The 17064-nt window shown below is 61.0% G+C and carries 13 protein-coding genes; 8 read left to right on the forward strand and 5 right to left on the reverse strand.

Annotation, left to right across the window (positions count from 1 at the left end; all coding sequences use genetic code 11):
• Positions 1 to 32 precede the first annotated feature (32 nt).
• Positions 33 to 1325, forward strand: a complete 1293-nt coding sequence (locus BM110_RS27255) for an MFS transporter (protein WP_071490628.1) — start codon at positions 33 to 35, stop codon at positions 1323 to 1325.
• Entirely contained in the window at positions 1322 to 2299 is a 978-nt protein-coding gene (locus tag BM110_RS27260; RefSeq protein WP_093514499.1) for an NAD(P)-dependent oxidoreductase, read from the forward strand. The genes BM110_RS27255 and BM110_RS27260 overlap by 4 nt, the downstream gene beginning before the upstream one ends.
• A 133-nt stretch (positions 2300 to 2432) precedes the next feature.
• On the opposite strand, the gene BM110_RS27265 is transcribed toward BM110_RS27260, so the two are convergent.
• Positions 2433 to 4058 (reverse strand): methyl-accepting chemotaxis protein, encoded by a 1626-nt coding sequence (locus BM110_RS27265; RefSeq protein ID WP_093514500.1) that lies wholly within the window; start codon positions 4056 to 4058, stop codon positions 2433 to 2435.
• A gap of 233 nt (positions 4059 to 4291) precedes the next feature.
• Between BM110_RS27265 and BM110_RS27270 the strand changes: the two genes are divergently transcribed.
• Together BM110_RS27270 and BM110_RS27275 are read left to right on the forward strand one after the other, a co-directional pair.
• Complete coding sequence (locus BM110_RS27270; protein WP_093514501.1) at positions 4292 to 5719, forward strand: nucleobase:cation symporter-2 family protein; 1428 nt, start codon at positions 4292 to 4294, stop codon at positions 5717 to 5719.
• 12 nt (positions 5720 to 5731) lie between these two features.
• Positions 5732 to 6193, forward strand: a complete 462-nt coding sequence (locus BM110_RS27275; RefSeq protein ID WP_092248995.1) for an LEA/WHy family protein — start codon at positions 5732 to 5734, stop codon at positions 6191 to 6193.
• A 157-nt stretch (positions 6194 to 6350) separates the two neighbouring features.
• Here the strand turns inward: BM110_RS27275 and BM110_RS27280 are convergent, their stop codons facing one another.
• The gene (locus tag BM110_RS27280) at positions 6351 to 7277 is read right to left on the reverse strand and encodes a carbon-nitrogen hydrolase family protein (RefSeq protein WP_093514502.1); all 927 of its coding nucleotides are present in this window, start codon (positions 7275 to 7277) and stop codon (positions 6351 to 6353) included.
• A gap of 83 nt (positions 7278 to 7360) precedes the next feature.
• On the opposite strand from BM110_RS27280, the gene BM110_RS27285 reads away from it, so the two are divergent.
• Positions 7361 to 8275 (forward strand): LysR family transcriptional regulator, encoded by a 915-nt coding sequence (locus BM110_RS27285; RefSeq protein WP_092248988.1) that lies wholly within the window; start codon positions 7361 to 7363, stop codon positions 8273 to 8275.
• On the opposite strand, the gene BM110_RS27290 is transcribed toward BM110_RS27285, so the two are convergent.
• Positions 8247 to 8501, reverse strand: a complete 255-nt coding sequence (locus tag BM110_RS27290) for a hypothetical protein (protein WP_058424873.1) — start codon at positions 8499 to 8501, stop codon at positions 8247 to 8249. The genes BM110_RS27285 and BM110_RS27290 overlap by 29 nt on opposite strands.
• A gap of 163 nt (positions 8502 to 8664) precedes the next feature.
• On the opposite strand from BM110_RS27290, the gene BM110_RS27295 reads away from it, so the two are divergent.
• Positions 8665 to 8985, forward strand: a complete 321-nt coding sequence (locus BM110_RS27295) for an ElaB/YgaM/YqjD family protein (protein ID WP_016979401.1) — start codon at positions 8665 to 8667, stop codon at positions 8983 to 8985.
• 36 nt (positions 8986 to 9021) lie between these two features.
• Here the strand turns inward: BM110_RS27295 and BM110_RS27300 are convergent, their stop codons facing one another.
• Positions 9022 to 10059, reverse strand: a complete 1038-nt coding sequence (locus BM110_RS27300; RefSeq protein ID WP_093514503.1) for an Ldh family oxidoreductase — start codon at positions 10057 to 10059, stop codon at positions 9022 to 9024.
• 288 nt (positions 10060 to 10347) lie between these two features.
• On the opposite strand from BM110_RS27300, the gene BM110_RS27305 reads away from it, so the two are divergent.
• Positions 10348 to 15432: a dermonecrotic toxin domain-containing protein gene (locus BM110_RS27305; protein WP_371914801.1), complete on the forward strand. Its 5085-nt coding sequence runs from the start codon at positions 10348 to 10350 to the stop codon at positions 15430 to 15432.
• Between the two features lie 20 nt (positions 15433 to 15452).
• On the opposite strand, the gene BM110_RS27310 is transcribed toward BM110_RS27305, so the two are convergent.
• Entirely contained in the window at positions 15453 to 15722 is a 270-nt protein-coding gene (locus BM110_RS27310; protein ID WP_092248979.1) for a PepSY domain-containing protein, read from the reverse strand.
• 145 nt (positions 15723 to 15867) lie between these two features.
• Here BM110_RS27310 and BM110_RS27315 point away from each other — a divergent pair, with 145 nt between their 5' ends.
• Positions 15868 to 16863, forward strand: coding sequence for a FecR family protein (locus BM110_RS27315; protein ID WP_093514505.1), 996 nt, complete (start codon positions 15868 to 15870; stop codon positions 16861 to 16863).
• Positions 16864 to 17064: the final 201 nt, after the last annotated feature.

Genomic DNA, 17064 nt, shown 5'->3' on the forward strand with positions numbered 1-17064 from the left:
GCCACAACTACAACAAGCTCAGGAGCAACCCCATGGACACCGTGAAACTCGCCACCCGCCGTTGGTGGTACATCATGCCCATCGTTTTTATCACCTACAGCCTGGCGTACCTGGACCGCGCCAACTATGGCTTCGCCGCCGCCTCCGGGATGGCCGAAGACCTGATGATCACCCCCGGTATGTCGTCGTTGCTGGGGGCGCTGTTCTTCCTCGGCTACTTTTTCTTCCAGGTGCCGGGGGCGATCTATGCGCAGAAGCGTAGCGTCAAGAAGCTGATCTTCGTCAGCCTGATCCTGTGGGGCGGCCTGGCCACCCTGACCGGCGTGGTGTCCAACGCCTACATGCTGATCGTGATTCGCTTCATGCTCGGCGTGGTCGAAGCCGCCGTGATGCCGGCGATGCTGGTGTACCTGTGCCACTGGTTCACCCGTGCCGAGCGCTCGCGCGCCAATACGTTCCTGATCCTCGGCAACCCGGTGACCATGCTGTGGATGTCAGTGGTGTCGGGCTATCTGGTGCAGCATTTCAGCTGGCGCTGGATGTTTATCATCGAAGGCCTGCCGGCCGTGCTGTGGGCGTTTATCTGGTGGAAGCTGGCCGATGAGCGTCCAAAGGATGCCAAGTGGCTGAGCGACGCCGAGAAACAGGACCTGGAAACCGCGCTGGCCGCCGAGCAAGTCGGGATCAAGGCGGTGAAGAACTATGCCGAAGCGTTCCGCTCGCCCAAGGTGATCATCCTGGCGCTGCAGTTCTTTTGCTGGAGCATCGGCGTGTATGGCTTTGTACTGTGGCTGCCGTCGATCCTCAAGCAAGGCTTGCAGATGGACATGGTCGAAGCCGGCTGGCTGTCGGCGCTGCCTTACCTGGCGGCGGTGATCGGCATGCTGGTGGTGTCCTGGGGCTCGGACAAGCTGCAAAAACGCAAGCGCTTCGTATGGCCGCCGTTGCTGATTGCTTCGATTGCTTTCTATGCGTCCTACGTGCTCGGCGCCGAACACTTCTGGTGGTCCTACACCCTGCTGGTCATTGCCGGCGCGTGCATGTATGCGCCGTACGGACCGTTTTTCGCCATCGTCCCGGAAATTCTCCCGGCCAACGTCGCCGGGGGCGCCATGGCACTGATCAACAGCATGGGCGCCCTGGGTTCATTCGGCGGCTCGTACCTGGTGGGCTATCTCAATAGCAGCACCGGTTCGCCCGGCGCCTCTTACCTGCTGATGAGCGGCGCGTTGCTGCTGTCGGTGGTGCTGACGATTTTTCTCAAGCCCGGCGCCAGTGACCGTACGCCGGCGCCCAACCCGGAATTGAAGGTAAAGACCGCATGAAAAAGTCTGTCGTGTTGTACAAGAAACTCTCGGCACCGTTGATGGCCCGCCTGCATGAACAGGCCGAGATCACGCTGATCGAAGCGTTGGACGAGACCGGCCTGGCCAAGTTGCGCGCCGCCCTGCCCGGCGCCCACGGCCTGTTGGGCGCAAGCCTGCGCCTGGACGCCAGGCTGCTGGACCTGGCGCCACGACTGGAGGCGGTGGCGAGCGTGTCGGTGGGCGTCGACAACTATGATATCGACTACCTCACCGAGCGCGGCATCCTGCTCAGCAACACCCCGGATGTGCTCACCGAGACCACCGCCGACACCGGTTTTGCGCTGATCCTGGCCACCGCGCGCCGTGTGGTCGAACTGGCCGACATGGTGCGCGCAGGCCAGTGGAGCAAAAACATCGGCCCGGCGCATTTCGGCAGCGACGTGCATGGCAAGACCCTCGGCATCATCGGCATGGGCCGCATCGGCGAAGCGTTGGCCCAGCGCGGGCATTTTGGCTTCGGCATGCCGGTGATCTACCACAGCCATTCGCCCAAGCCTGCGGTGGAGGCCCGTTTTGGCGCGCAGTACCGCAGCTTGAACGAATTGCTGCAACAGGCCGACTTTGTCTGCCTTACGCTGCCACTGACCGCCGAAACCGAGAAACTCATCGGCGCCGAACAGTTTGCGTTGATGGGCCCGGAGACGATCTTTATCAATATCTCGCGGGGCAAAGTGGTGGATGAGGCCGCGCTGGTGGAGGCATTGCAACAGCGCACGATCAGGGCGGCGGGGCTGGATGTGTTCGAGAAGGAGCCGCTGGATCATGCCTCGCCGTTGCTGCGCCTGAACAATGTGGTGGCCACGCCGCATATCGGCTCGGCGACCCATGAGACGCGGGAGGCGATGGCGACGTGTGCGGTGGAGAATCTGTTGCAGGCGCTGGCCGGTCAAAGGCCGAAAAACCTGGTGAATGCAGCAGCGTGGAAACAGTAGTTCCTGACCCACCCCAAAACAAATGTGGGAGGGGGCTTGCCCCCGATGGCGGTGTATCAGTCGACTTATCTATAACTGATCCACCCAGATCGGGGGCAAGCCCCCTCCCACATTTAAATCACATTTCAGCCAGCTAAATAACGAACCTGGCCACCATCCCATTCAGGTCCACCGCCAACCGCGACAGCTCATGGCTGGCCGCGCTGGTCTGGTTGGCACCCGCCGCCGACTGGGTCGCCAGGTCACGGATATTGACCAGGTTGCGGTCCACTTCGCGGGACACCTGGGCCTGTTCTTCCGAGGCGCTGGCGATCACCAGGTTGCGTTCGTTGATCAGGCTGATGGACTGGGTGATCTGCTCCAGGGCCACCCCGGCGGCGCGGGCCATTTCCAGGGTGTCCTGGGTGCGCTGGTTGCTCTGCTGCATGGACTGCACGGCTTCACCGGTGCCGTTCTGGATACCGGCGACCATTTTCTCGATCTCCTGGGTCGACTGCGCCGTGCGGTGGGCCAATGCCCGCACTTCGTCGGCCACCACCGCAAAGCCACGCCCAGCCTCACCGGCACGTGCCGCTTCGATGGCAGCGTTAAGCGCCAGCAGGTTGGTCTGTTCGGCAATCGCGCGGATCACGTCCAGCACCTTGCCAATGTCCCGGCCTTGGGTGGCCAGGCCTTCGATCATCGCGGCAGTGTTCTGCACGTCCTGGGTCATGGTCTGGATCGCGCCGACGGTTTCCACCACGCGGTCGCGCCCTTCCCGCGCCGCCTGGTTGGACTGGGTCGACGCCTCGGAGGTGGACACCGCGTTGCGCGCCACTTCTTCCACCGCCGCAGTCATCTCGTTGACCGCCGTAGCGGCCTGGTCGATTTCATTATTCTGTTGTTGCAGGCCCTTGGAGGCTTCCTCGGTGACCGCACTCAGCTCTTCAGCGGCAGACGCCAGCTGGGTGGCCGACCCGGCAATGTGCTGGATGGTCTGGCGCAGGTTGCCTTGCATGGTAGACAAGGCGTTGAGCAAGCGCGCCGGTTCGTCCTTGCCGTCGTCTTCAATGGTCTTGGTCAGGTTGCCACCGGCAATGGTTTCGGCCACCTCCACGGCTTTGCGCAAGGGGACGACGATGCTGCGGGTCAGCAGCCAGGCCAGCAATACCGTGAGCAATGCGGCGGCAACCGAAACGACAATAGCGCCAGTGATGGCACTGCTGTAGTTTTGCCCGGCTTCCTCGTTGGCTTGCTTGGCATCCGCCGCGTTGATGGCGATCAGCTTGTTCAGCTGTTCGCCCATCTGGTCGGTGCCGTCCTTGATCCGCGTATTGATCAGGGTGCGCATTTCATCGACCTTGTTCTCCCTGGACAGCGCCAGCATCTCGGCCTGAGCCTTGAGATAGTTGTCCAGGGTGGTCGTGAATACCTTGTACAGGGCGGCCTCCTCGGGCCCGGCAGGCAAGGCTGCGTAACTGGCCTGGGCAGTCTTCACCTTGTCGGCCAGCACGCCGATACGCACTTCAGCTTCCTGAAGGCCGGCAGGCTCACGGTTGACCAGCACGCGGAACGAAAGGATGCGCATACGCAGCACGTTTTCGGTGATCACCGACAGTGACGTCACGCTTGGCAGTTGATTGGTACTCATGTCCACCGAGGCCTGGCGGATCAGCGTCATACGGTTGACCGCAAATACCCCCAATACAACCACTAACACAGCAATAAACGCGAAACCGAGAGAAGCGCGAGGAGCGATATTCAGATTACGGATGGACATGGGGGAGCTCTCAAAAGTAGTGTCTGCGCGCGTCCCTGCCGCGAAACGATCTGTCAGCGTCAACGCACTGCCCAGACCTTGGTCACCACCGTTGTCATTAGTATGTGGGCCTAACCACGCTATCGGCAGGCGCTGCGGTTTCCCGCAGGGGCTTTATAAATATTTTTTTACACTTCTGACGACAGGCAGTTTCTGGCATCCTGCGCCTCCATTTTCTGACCCGAGCCCGCATTTTGTCTGACGCTCAAGCCCCGCGCCCCCGCTATAAATCCGACCTGATCTACGGCCTGGAAGACCGCCCGCACTTCACCGCCGCCCTATTTGCCGCGCTGCAGCATGTGCTGGCGAGTTTCGTCGGGATCATCACCCCCACCCTGATCGTCGGCGGCGTGCTGGGCCTGGAAAGCGAAGTGCCATACCTGGTGAGCATGGCGCTGTTCGTGTCGGGGCTCGGCACCTTTGTGCAGGCACGCACCTTCGGCCCGATCGGCTCGGGGCTGTTGTGCCTGCAGGGCACCAGTTTTTCGTTTATCAGCGTGATTCTCAGCGCGGGCTTCATGGTCAAGGCCCGGGGCGGCGGCACTGACGAAATCCTCTCGACGATCTTTGGCATCTGCTTTTTCGCCGCGTTTATCGAGGTGGTGCTCAGCCAGTTCATCGGCAAGCTGCGCAAGCTGATCACCCCGGTGGTCACCGGCACCATCATCACGCTGATGGGCTTGTCGCTGATCAAGGTGGCGGTTACTGACATGGCCGGCGGGTTTGGCGCCAGCGACCTCGGCGCGGCGAGCAACATGGGCCTGGCGGCGCTGGTGCTGCTGACCATCGTGGTGCTCAACCGCTTCAATAACCCCTTCCTGCGCCTGGGTTCGATCGTGATCGGCCTGACCCTGGGCTTCGTCGTGGCCTGGCTGCTGGGCCGCGTGGACACGGCGGCGCTGCCTGAGGTGCCGTTGATCAGTGTGCCGGTGCCGTTCAAGTACGGGTTCTCGTTCGACTGGGTGGCGTTTATCCCGGTGGCGGTGATCTTCCTGATCTCGCCGCTGGAAGCAGCCGGTGACCTGACGGCCAACTCGATGATTTCCCAACAGCCGGTCAAGGGCCCGCTGTATATCAAGCGCATCAAGTCCGGCCTGCTGGCCGACGGTCTCAATTCGGCGATGGCCGCCACCTTCAACAGCCTGCCGATGGTGACCTTCGCCCAGAACAACGGGGTGATCCAGTTGACCGGCGTAGCCAGCCGCTACGTGGCGTACTTCATTGCCGGCCTGCTGGTGCTGCTGGGGCTGTTCCCGATGATCGGCGCGGTGCTGCAACTGATGCCCAAGCCGGTACTGGGCGGCGCCACCCTGATCATGTTCGGCACCGTGGCCGTCGCTGGGATCAAGATCCTTGCCGAAGCCGGGTTGCATCGGCGCAATGTGCTGATCGTGGCGATCTCCCTCGGCATGGGCCTGGGCGTCGCTGCCGTGCCGGAAGTATTGCGCGAGCTGCCCAAGGCGCTGCACAACATCTTCGAGTCGCCGATCACCGTGGGCGCTTTCTGTGCAATCGTGCTGAACATTTTCCTGCCGGAAGAGTTCATAGAGCTGGAAGAAGATGAATTTGATCCGGAGTCCTCTACCCTCAAAGTGATGCAGGACCCGGACGTCACGAAATAGGAGCACCTTTGTATGCGCAGGCTCATGGTTCTATCGCTGTTGCTGCTGACCTTGAGCGCCTGTGCGCTGTTCCCCGACCGTGATCCGGTGAACATCAACGTAGTGGGCATCGAGCCCCTGCAAAGCCAGGACCTGGAAGTGCGCTTCGCCGTGAAACTGCGGGTGCAGAACCCCAATGAAACGGCGATCGACTACAACGGCGTGGCCCTGGACCTGGAGGTCAATGGCCGACCGTTGGCGTCGGGAGTGAGTGACCAGAGCGGCTCCATCCCGCGATTTTCCGAGACGGTCCTGAGGGTGCCGGTGAGTGTTTCGGCGTTTTCCGTGTTGCGTCAGACCCTGGGCCTGAGCCAGACCCAGAGCCTGAACAACCTGCCGTACGTGCTGCGGGGCAAACTGGCGGGCGGGCTGTTCGGCACGATGCGCTTTGTGGACCGTGGCACGCTTGACCTGCCCAATACCGCCACCTGGTAATTGACGCGGCTCACTTGTGGCGAGCGGGCGTGCCCCGCGTTGGGCTGCGTAGCAGCCCCAGCCCAGGCTCCACACAGTGTCAGACAAAAACGGTCGCTGGCTTCAGGGCGGCTTCGCCACCCAACGCGGGGCAAGCCCGCTCGCCACAGGATTTTGCTCAATCCGTCAGGTAGCGCACGCCGGGCTTGGCGCGCTCGTCCACCACCAACTCGAAGATATCCGGCCGGGCATAATGCCCCACCACGTCATAGTCATACCGCGCGCGTACCAAGTCATCCGTATTGATTTGCGCCGTCAGCAGCCCGGCTTCTCCCAGCAGCGGCCCGGCGAGAATGTCGCCCATCGGCCCGACAATCACGCTGCCGCCCGCGATCAACGGGCGGTCTGCCGGCCAGTTGGCGATCTCGATCCCCAACGCCTCGGGCGAGGCCTGCACCTGGCAGGCACTCACCACAAAGCAACGCCCTTCGTGAGCCACATGGCGCATGCTCACCTGCCACATCTCGCGCTCATCCACCGTCGGCGCGCACCACACTTCCACGCCCTTGGCATACATCGCCGTACGCAGCAGCGGCATCATGTTTTCCCAGCACACTGCGCCACCGACACGGCCCACTGCGGTGTCGATCACCGGCAGTGTCGAACCGTCGCCCTTGCCCCAGATCAGCCGTTCGGTGCCGGTGGGCATCAGCTTGCGGTGCTTGGCCACCAGGCCGCCCGCCGGCTCGAAGTACAGCACGGTGCAATACAGGGTGCTGCCACTGCGCTCGATCACGCCAAGCACCAGACTGGCGCCGGTACGTGCGGACAAGCCGGCCAGCGCCTCGGTTTCCACACCTGGGACATCGATGGCATTGGCAAAGTAACGGGCAAAGGCTTCGCGGCCTTCCGGCAGGCGGTAACCCAACTGTGTGCCGAACGCCTCGCCCTTGGGGTAACCACCCAGCAGCGCTTCAGGCATCACCACCAATTGCGCGCCGCTGCGCAGGATCTGGTCCTCATAACTCAGGATTTGCGCCAGGGTTTCACCCTTGCCGCCGGGCAAGGAACCGATTTGCAGGGCCGCCACAGTAGAAACAGGCATCACGATCACTCCAGGTAAAGGGGGGTTGCCCATTCTCCCGCCAGCCTCGATCATGAATAAAGCCCACTTCAGTGCTGAATGATATGAGCCAAACAAATATCGACCAGGTCGATCTCAACCTGCTGAAAACCTTCGAAGCGTTGCACGACGAGTCCAGTGCCAGTCGCGCAGCCTTGCGCCTGGGCGTCACGCAATCGGCGATCAGCGCGGGGTTGCGGCGCTTGCGCGAGGTGTACGGGGATCAATTGTTCGTGCGTACCGGGCGCGGCCTGGCGCCGACGTTGCGAGCCAACCAGTTGAAACCGGTGATCAGTGAGGCGTTGGACCGCTGTCGGCAGAGCCTGGCAATGGTCAACCCGGATAACCAGCAGTATCAGGGCCGCTCAGTGGTGCTTGGGTTATCCGATGATTTCGAGGTGGCCTACGGCCGCCGATTGATCGAAGCGATTGCACAACGTGCGCCCAAACTGCGGGTGATTTTCCGTCAGACCCACAGCCAGATCGTCGCCGGCGCCCTGCTCGACCGCACCCTTGACCTGGCAATCACCGCCGGCGGTTTTGCCCAGGGCAGGCTGAGCCGCCAGGTGTTGGGGGAAGGTGATTATCGTTGCCTGGTGGATTCGGACCAGGCACACATCAGCCTGGACGAGTTTGTCACGCGTGAGCATATTTTGGTGTCGTCAGGCGGGTTTATCGGCATCACCGATGAAGGCCTGGCGGCGCAGGGCCTGAGCCGCCAGGTGTGCGCGTCGACCAGCCACTTTGCCGCACTGCCCTTTTTGCTCAAGGGCAGCCAAGCCGTGGCGACCATTCCAGGGCATGCGGCCCAGGCCATTGCCGAGATGACCGGCCTGCGCGTATTGCCCTGCCCGCTGGCACTGCCGCGCTACCCTGTGGAGCTGGGCTGGCGCACCCAGGCGCAGCTGGATCCGCTGTTGTTGAAAGTGCGTGAAGCCATCGTGGCGGGCTTTACTTGTTGGCCGCCATCAGCTTGTTGACTTCGCTGCGCACCATGTTGGAAAACTCCGGCGGCGACATGCCGTCAAGCTCTGCGCGAACCCATTCGGCCCACTTGCCCTTGCGCTTGGCGCGCTCACCGAACAAGCGTGCAGCTTCGCCCTTGGCCTTGCCCAGGTTGGTCTGCCACAGGTCATAGAGGCGGGACTTTTCATCTTCCAGCTCGGCGCGTTCGGCGAGGGTCTTGTTGGCGAGATTGAAGCTCATGTTGAATTACCTGCTGCACAAATAGGCGACATCTTACACTGTAGGTCGAAATTTCCTGATTCGGATTTTGCTCAAGAACAGGCAGCGGCAAAAAAACTGCAACTTTTGCCGCTGGCCAATACTCCATTGTTCACTGCCACATTCACTCGCAAGGAGTCACACAATGGCCCGCAAAACCGCTGCCCAAGCCGTCGAAGACCAAATCAAGGACCAAGCCTTCAGCGAACTCACCGCGCTGATCGAAGAATCGGACAAACTGCTCAAGAGCAGCGCTTCCCTGGTAGGCGAAGAAGGCGAAACCCTGCGCGAGCAGGTCGCCATCAAGCTCAAGCAAGCCCTGGACTCGGTGTCCAATGTGCGCGAGCGCAGCAAGCCGGTGGTGGATGCCACCGAAACCTACATCGGTGGCCACCCATGGCAGACCGTGGCGATTTCCGCAGGCTTCGGCCTGGTGGTCGGCCTGCTGCTCGGTCGTCGCAACTAAGCGGCTACAGGGGCTGCGCCAGCGGCGCAGCCCTGTTCAACCTTGCGCGATTTCCCGCAAGTGCTCCAACTCTTTGAGATCGACTTCGATCCCCTGCTCCTGCGACTTCGCCCGTGTGCGATGGCGCCGATCCCCCGGTAAACGCCGCAACCCTACCGCATGCATCTGCCGCACCAGCTCCTGGCTGCGCTCGGCAAACGCTTGCCCGGCGGTCTTGCTCGGGTCGATCACGATCAACAGTTGGCCGGTCCAGGGTGTGCGCGCCCCCGGATGATCGGCCCAATTGAACTCGAACGAGAAATTGCCGCCGGTCAACGCTGCTGCCAGCAGTTCGACCATCATCGATAACGCCGACCCTTTGTGCCCGCCAAACGGCAGGAGTGCGCCGCCCTCGAGGATCGCCTTGGGGTCCTGGGTCGGCTGGCCCAGGCTGTCGACGCCCATGCCCGGCGGCAGGCGCTCGCATTTGCGCGCAGCGATCTGAACATCACCGTGGGCGATGGCGCTGGTGGCCAGGTCAAACACAATCGGCAAGCCATCGGCGCGAGGCGCGGCAAAGGCGATGGGGTTGGTGCCGAACAACGGGCGGTCGGCGCCATGGGGCACCACGCAGGTCATGCTGTTGACCACGCTAAGGGCCACCAGGCCTTCTTCGGCGAACGGCTCGACATCCGGCCACAGGGCGGCGAAGTGGTGGGAGTTATGGATCGCCAGCAGGGCAATGCCGGCACTGCGGGCTTTCTCCACCAGCAGCGCACGTGCGGCTTCGAGCGCCGGCTGGGCAAAGCCGTTGGCGGCGTCCACGCGCACAAACCCTGAGGCGACATCGGTCACCTGGGGCACGGCCTTGCCATTTACCCAGCCACTGGCCAGGGTGCTGATGTAGCCGGGAATACGGAAAATGCCGTGGCTGTGGGCGCCATCGCGTTCAGCACTGGCACAGTTGTGGGCGAGGATCGCCGCGACTTCAAGGGACGTACCGTGCCGTACGAACACCTCTTGCAACAGCGCGACCAGTTCAGCGAAAGCGACCGTGACGCGGGAACCCTCAACGACGTTGGACGGCGTAGACATCTGAAGCTCCGATTTTATGATTGGAAGGCGCAACAAGACGAAAGACCATGATTAAACAACGCGCCGACGGCCTGCTGTCAATCGACTTTATCGGCATGGCCGTCTCCGATCAGTTATGTACCGCAGTCATCGCACCCTTTGCCCCTAACGTGCTGCTCATCATCGTTGCCATCCCCAGGCCCTTACAGAGAGCAGCTCATGGCCCATGTAGATCCCCCGTATTTTTTTGATGAGTACCTGCGTCCGGTTTCGAGAAAACACCCAACCGACCGAGAGCGGGCGCTGGGTTTGACACTCAAGGATGTCAATTGGCTGAGTACGGTGTACGGCGCCACCCATGTCGGGCGCTATAATCGTGACGCGCCGATGACCGTGGAAACCCTGATGTTGAAAAGGCGCGGCAAGCGTGCAGTCGCGCTCGCCGGTGCGTTCATGATGAGTTCGAGCCCCGAAGAGAAAAAGACTGCGCTCTACACCCCCTATGCCGGTATCGAGGTATTCAATCAGCGCAAGGACTGCCTGGATGAGATAACCCGGCGACTCAAAGACCCAACCTCATACCTTGATTTAATCAGGTTTGTACCTATTGAATGGCGCAACCAGTTCAACCCCGGCAGCCCCTTCACGCTCAGCACCGCCACGGTTGAACACGCGGTATTCGAAGACCAGCAAAACACCCTGCGCGCCAACCAGACCCAGGATCTGCAGTGGGCGTTGAAAGAACTGCAAACCCTGCCGACGCTGCCCGACCTGCTGGAAGCGGTCCTCGACCTTGTCGGGGCAGCGAGCCCACACTTTCAAGGGCTCAAGCTCAAAGACACGCGGGTCAACAGTTTCGTCTCATCAACCCCGGACATTCCCGGGAGCACTTCCCACTGGGTGGCTTCGGCCACCCTGGCTGAAACCTTGCTGCAGTACTACGCCAGGCACGATTGGCCGGCGCAGCGCACACGCACTTTCGTCAACCCCAGGCATGACACCAGCCGGTTCAGCGCGGCCCAGCATCAACAAGACCTGCAACGCTGGGAAAGCCTGGTTCAGCAAGCCAGCGCAATCTTCTCCAAGCTGCTGAGCGCCCTGCTGCAAACCTGGTGGAATGCCCCCATCAGCCAGAACATGTCACGCCTGGATTTGTTTACTCAAATCATGAGCGACAAGTTCCGCCTGGACATGCTGCTCAAGCGCCAGTCACAAAGCGACATTTTGTCCTCAGACAACGCCTACCGCCTGCTCGCCGTCTTCCTCCCCGACGAGGCTGAGCGCAACGCGTGGCAAAAAGGCTTGCGCATCGAAAAAATCAGCATCCATGCGCCCTATCAACATCACGTGGAGCTTGCCGCCACATTGTTGATCAGTGACGAGCACGCCTACCTGTACACCCAATCACGCGGGCTGCAGGTGCTCAAGGATGTCGACGACCTGAACGACACGCTGTTGAGCATGCTCAAGGCCGCCGGGCATCAAGACGAATTGTTGAACTTCCTCTCCCTGGAGGAGCGCAGCATTTACCTCGCCATGCGTGGCGTACAGGTTAGCGGGCGGGCGACACAGGGCAGTGTGTTCGGTGGGATGCTCACAGACATTCAAGACAAGCAACTGAGCAACCTTGAGCATGCACTGACGCAATTCCGCCGCAGCGAGGGCACCGTGGACCTGGCCGCTTTGCTCGATTGCTCCCTGGACATCCGCCAGATGCTCGACAGCCGCCTGCTGGACCTCGACGCCAGCGGACGCTGGAGCATGCACCCCGTCAGCAGCGGAAACGGCCGGCCATCCACTGTGCAGGCAGAACGCGCCAAACTGCAACTCCAAGCACTGCAGACCGATGAAAACGCCTTGCTGGCCGCACGGGCCACTCACCCGACGGTGCGTAGCCTGGCCACCAAAGCCCTCAATGAGGAAATGAATAAGCGCCATCTGGGCCTGGATGCCAGCGACGTCTACGTCAATACCTACCCCAGCGAGGCGCAGGACAGGGAAGAGCGACTGCCGCAGTCATCGGTCAACATGGTCGAGCACTTCATCAAGCGCCTGGCCAACGCCGCCGCGGATATAGGCAGCTCACCGCGCATCGGTTTTTACGGCGCGCGGCGCGACGGCGCAGCCTTGAGCTTGAACAACCTCAACAGCCATATTTTCAATGCAGTGATCACGCAGACCACCGCCTACTTCGTCAAACGCGACGTACGTTCGTTGCCCGGGCGATTCATGAAAAACCATGGTGATCAAATGATCGCAAGCCTCCTCCACGGCCTGCGCAGTGAGGCAGAGCTACGGCGGCTCAACAACACCTTGGGCCAAACCCCTTACGCGATGCTGGATACGGTCTTGCGTCGCGACAGCATGACCCGCGATAAACGCCATGGATTGCACGGTTTCTTGCCGGATGTTTTCGAGGTCACGGTCAGCATCAACGGTGACAAGCCGGTTCACCCCCTGGCCAACTGTTTTGTGCTGACGGAACGGGGCGGACTGGACCCGCGCCTCTCCGGTGCAGTCGTGCTGTGGACGCCGCAGCGCGGCCATGAAGCCTTCGACTCGCTGACCAGCCTGCGCAACCGGCTTCAACAGCGCCTGGAACACCCTGGCCGACGCACCGCCCTGCTGCAGAACTTGCCCATCAGCCTGCGCTCCCCGCACCAGCGATACCGACTGGGCCCATTGCAGCGTATCGACGAGCATTTTTTACTCAACCGCCAAAAGAGCCACCTGGTGCATCATCTGGATACCCTCGACTACTGGCTCGCCATGCCTCTGGAACCGATCCAGTTGCAGGACTGCCTGGATGCCGAGATGGGCCGTGTGGCACCGTCAAATATCGGCAGGGCGAAAGCCATTGCCAATGCCATGATCCAACAGCAAGGCCTGCCTGCCTGGCTGGGCATGGCGTCGCCAAAGGATCAGTTACTGCATGCCGAACTGCTCGAGCAATATCGTCTCAGCGCCCCGGATAACCAAGATTACCTTCATAGCCTGCCGCTTCTGGAGGAACAGGTCGCTGAAACATTGACCGCCCTGCTCAACGCGCGCTTCCCACACCAGGCATTGTCCCCGGACGACATTCTGATCCCGGCACGCTTGGCACTCAATGGGCACACCCAAAGCCTGACTGAGTTTGCCCTGCGCCATTTGCCCGACCTGCAGCCCGATAACCTCACACCGCACGCACGCGGCACAACACCCTTGCCCGCCGCATTGAATGGCGAAGCGATCGTCCAATTGGTACGCCAATTGGACATCGGGAAAATCTACCGCGACCTGTTGACCACCCACCTGACAGCTGACACCGAGGATGCGCGCAAACGCCGCGAGCTATTCTGTCAGCAGCTTCCGTGGCAAGTACTGCTGCATGCCCACGAGGAAAAGCTGGCGGAACGCCTGAGCACGACGGCGTGGGGTTTTATCCAACAGATTTTCGATATGCCAGATGCCGTTGCCCGGGAAGCTGTCAGCGGCGCCACCGCAATGATCCGTCCGCTGGAACTGATTGCCACCCGCGGGGCGACTCCGGCCAGGGTGCCTGGCGTTTATGTGTTAGGCGCGAGGGCCGGAACAAGCGGGCCATTGGTGCTCTATGCACCCTATGCCCCGTTGAGCGTTTTGAAGGAATACGGCGACGAAGAAAAATTGCTGGATGACATCAGCCGCCCAGGCCCACTTCAGGCCTGGATCATCAGCCAGTTGGGGGATCCCGAACAGGCAACATGGCGCAATCTGTTCGAAGCGTCGACCTCGCAGGAAAAAGAAAAAGAAAAAGAAAAAGAAAACATCAGCCTGGCTTCGAATCCGATCAGAGGCAACCTGCTGCGACTGCTGTTTCATGACAATGCCCTCCAGTTGATCAACATGCTTTCCAACCAATTCACCAAAGAGGGCAAGCATCTGTGGGAGGGCGTAACCAGCCTTGTACGTAAAGGCATTCCCATGGCACTGCAATTCATTGCGGGCAAACTCAAGTTTCCGCTGGTGGTCTGGCGTAGCTTCAGGCTGTTTGAAGCCTCCGCCGAGAATTTGCAAGAGCAGCACTTTGGCGCCGGTCTGCGCCTGTTTATCCAAGGCGTGGCTTCAATGGCGTCGCTGCGCAAAGAGCTCGACGGTGTGACCGCGGCTGAGACTGACACGCAGCCACCCACGACCTGGGAAGGCCCGGTGCCTGCCACCACCGTAGAAACCCTGGACATCACAGACCCATTGCGCACTCGGTTACGGCGGTTCGAAGACGTCACGGTGGCATTGACCGATTTGTCACTCGACCGCCAGAACCACGTGTACACCCAGCCGATCAACAGCCGCACCTATGTGCCCGTGGCCGGCCGAGTCTACCCGGTCGCCCGCAGCGGCACACAATGGCGAGTCAGCCTTGCTCGGGAACTGGGGCCCTTTGTCGAACGCAACGCACAGGGTCAGTGGGTGTTCGATCTGTCCATGCGCGAGCCGCGCTTCGGGCCAACCGTGTCCCGTATCAGGGACCGGGTCAGCACCCATCTATCAGAACGCGACGCCATCAATATCGAGGCTGTCGGCATGCCGGCCATTCGCGGGCTTGATCGTGACAAAGGGCTGTCTATCGACCGCGCACTCAACGTTGCGCTGTATTACACCAATACCTGCCAGCGCAACCTTGCGGAGTTTGCACTGCAGCGCCTTACCGAATCCACTGTCGGTCGCTTCTTGAGCGAGATGTTCGGCCTGCTGAATTTCAACCCCGGGCAAGTGGAGAAAATCCGCAACCGGGTCATGGAAGTCATGGAGGAGATGACCCGGCAGGATCTACTCACCCTGGACTCCAATCGATTTGTCACCGGCACTTCACGCTGGCCCATCGACGACGAAATCGCTTTTGTGATTCCTGAGGATGCAGAGCGGAAAATCTATCTGCTGGATCGCTTTTTCAATACCGGCATGGATCAATACCGCGAGCACCTCACTGCACCGTTCGATCTCGAGGATCATGCACGGGCTGCTACCCTTATCCATGAGATCAGTCACTTGGCGTCGAACACCGAAGACATTGCCTACATGGACACCATCCGCCCGTTCGTGGACCTGATCCATCGCGGTACGGCCGAGGGCTTGCGCAAGCACACGAGCCTGTCCACTTTGCAAAGCACTGCCCTCTCCGCGCTCACGCCGGCAACGATGCTGTTCAAGAGCTGGGATGCACTAGAACAACGCTGGGAAGACTTCGGCAAGACCGGCTCCACCAAACTGCGCGACAGGGTACTGCACCTCACGGGCGCCAGGACATTGGATGAGGCGCGGCAGACATTCATGAGCAATGCGGACCTTCGGATGGACATCATCCTGGCAAATGCCGACTCGGTGACCTTTCTGATTACACATCTGGGAAGGCGCTTGGAGCCAGGGGCCTGAACAGGCCCCTGGAGGATGTATCAGTCTTTCTGGTCACGCAGAACGTTGCCTGATGCGCCGTCGATACGGGCTTCATACACGGTGCCATCGGACTTGCGGCCTTTGACTTCCCAATAGCCGTCGTTGTCGGCTTCTGCCGAATAGACCTCGACGTAGCCGGCCTTGGTCTTGGCCACTTCGATGGCTTTTTCAATGGTAATCCAGCCTGCGCCCGGCTTGTCCGCCAGGGCAGCGCCTGCACTGAGCAAGGCGGTGGTTGCACACAGGGTGACTAAGGTTCTCTTCAGCATCGTCGTACTCCATTGTGGGAATGTCCTGAATATTTTTTTAGGTAGCAACAAACGAGAATAAGTTCCAATTGATGTGCAATCGCCATGACGGCTGTTCTCGCCGTCCACCTTGGGAGGTTAGAATGTGGGAAATCAGGATGAGTAAATGAGCGAAAAGTCCCTTTCAGAAGCCGAATATGACGCCATCACCGACGCCGCCGCGCATTGGTGCATGCGCCTGCATGCAAGCGATTGCACGCCCGGCGAACGTCAGGCCTTTGCCCAATGGCATGATTCGCACCCCCTGCACGCCTTTGAATACGCCGCGATGCTGGAGATCTGGGACGTCGCCGACCACCTGCCGCGCAGCGACATCTCGCCGGTAACGGTGCCCTCCAAACCCCGCAGCCGGGTGCGCACCTATGCCGTGGCAGCGGCCATCTGCCTGGCCGCCCTGCCCCTCGCCGCCTTCACTGGCTGGGAAGCGGGCTGGCTGCCGAGTTCCTATGAACGCTTCGAGGCTGCCAACGACTTGCGCCAGGTCACCCTGGGCGACGGCAGCCAGGTGGAACTCAACCTGGGCACCGAACTGGTCTACAGCAACTACAAGGACCAGCGCCGCGTCACGCTGAACAAGGGCGAAGCGTTTTTCAAGGTCAGCCATGACAGTACCCATCCTTTCATCGTGCACGCCGGCGCAGGCCAGGTACGCGTCACGGGCACCCAGTTCAACGTCTGGAAATATGAAGACCAGGTGCGGGTGATGCTGCTGGAAGGCTCGGTTCAGGTCAGCAGCGACCAGGTGCACGGCAGCGTCCCCCTCACCCACGGCATGCAGGCCAGCTATCAACAGGGCGACGCCACACCGAGCGTGCGTGCAATCAGCCCCAATGACTCGGCCCTGGCGTGGCGCCAGGGCAAGCTGATCCTCGACAACCTGGCCCTGGCCGATGCATTGCCGCTGATCAACCGTTATCTCAGCAAACCGGTGATGTTGGCCGACGCCAACACCGGCACGATTCGCATCGGCGGTATCTACAACATCAACGAGGTCAACAACCTCGTGCCCTCCCTGCCCAAGGTTCTGCCGGTCTACCTGACCCAGAACCAGGACGGCAATCCCGTCCTCAATTCCATTCCGCGTAAAGCCCCCAAAGGCTGAGTCTGTTGCGTCGTGCTTTAGGCATCCTTGCGCCCGCACTGTCCATTTTTTTTACACACACCGTCCCTGGATCGCCCGTGCGCAGCGGATTCAGCGTTTCGTCATGCACGGTGTTACGGCGCTGATACAAGGGGGTGAAGCGGTTGTGCACTGGCTGGATAGCCGGGCCTTCGAGGGCGGTTGTCTCATGGCTGATACAGC

Origin of the sequence: Pseudomonas sp. NFPP28 (genome assembly GCF_900115535.1) — a bacterium.
Taxonomy (GTDB): domain Bacteria; phylum Pseudomonadota; class Gammaproteobacteria; order Pseudomonadales; family Pseudomonadaceae; genus Aquipseudomonas; species Aquipseudomonas extremorientalis.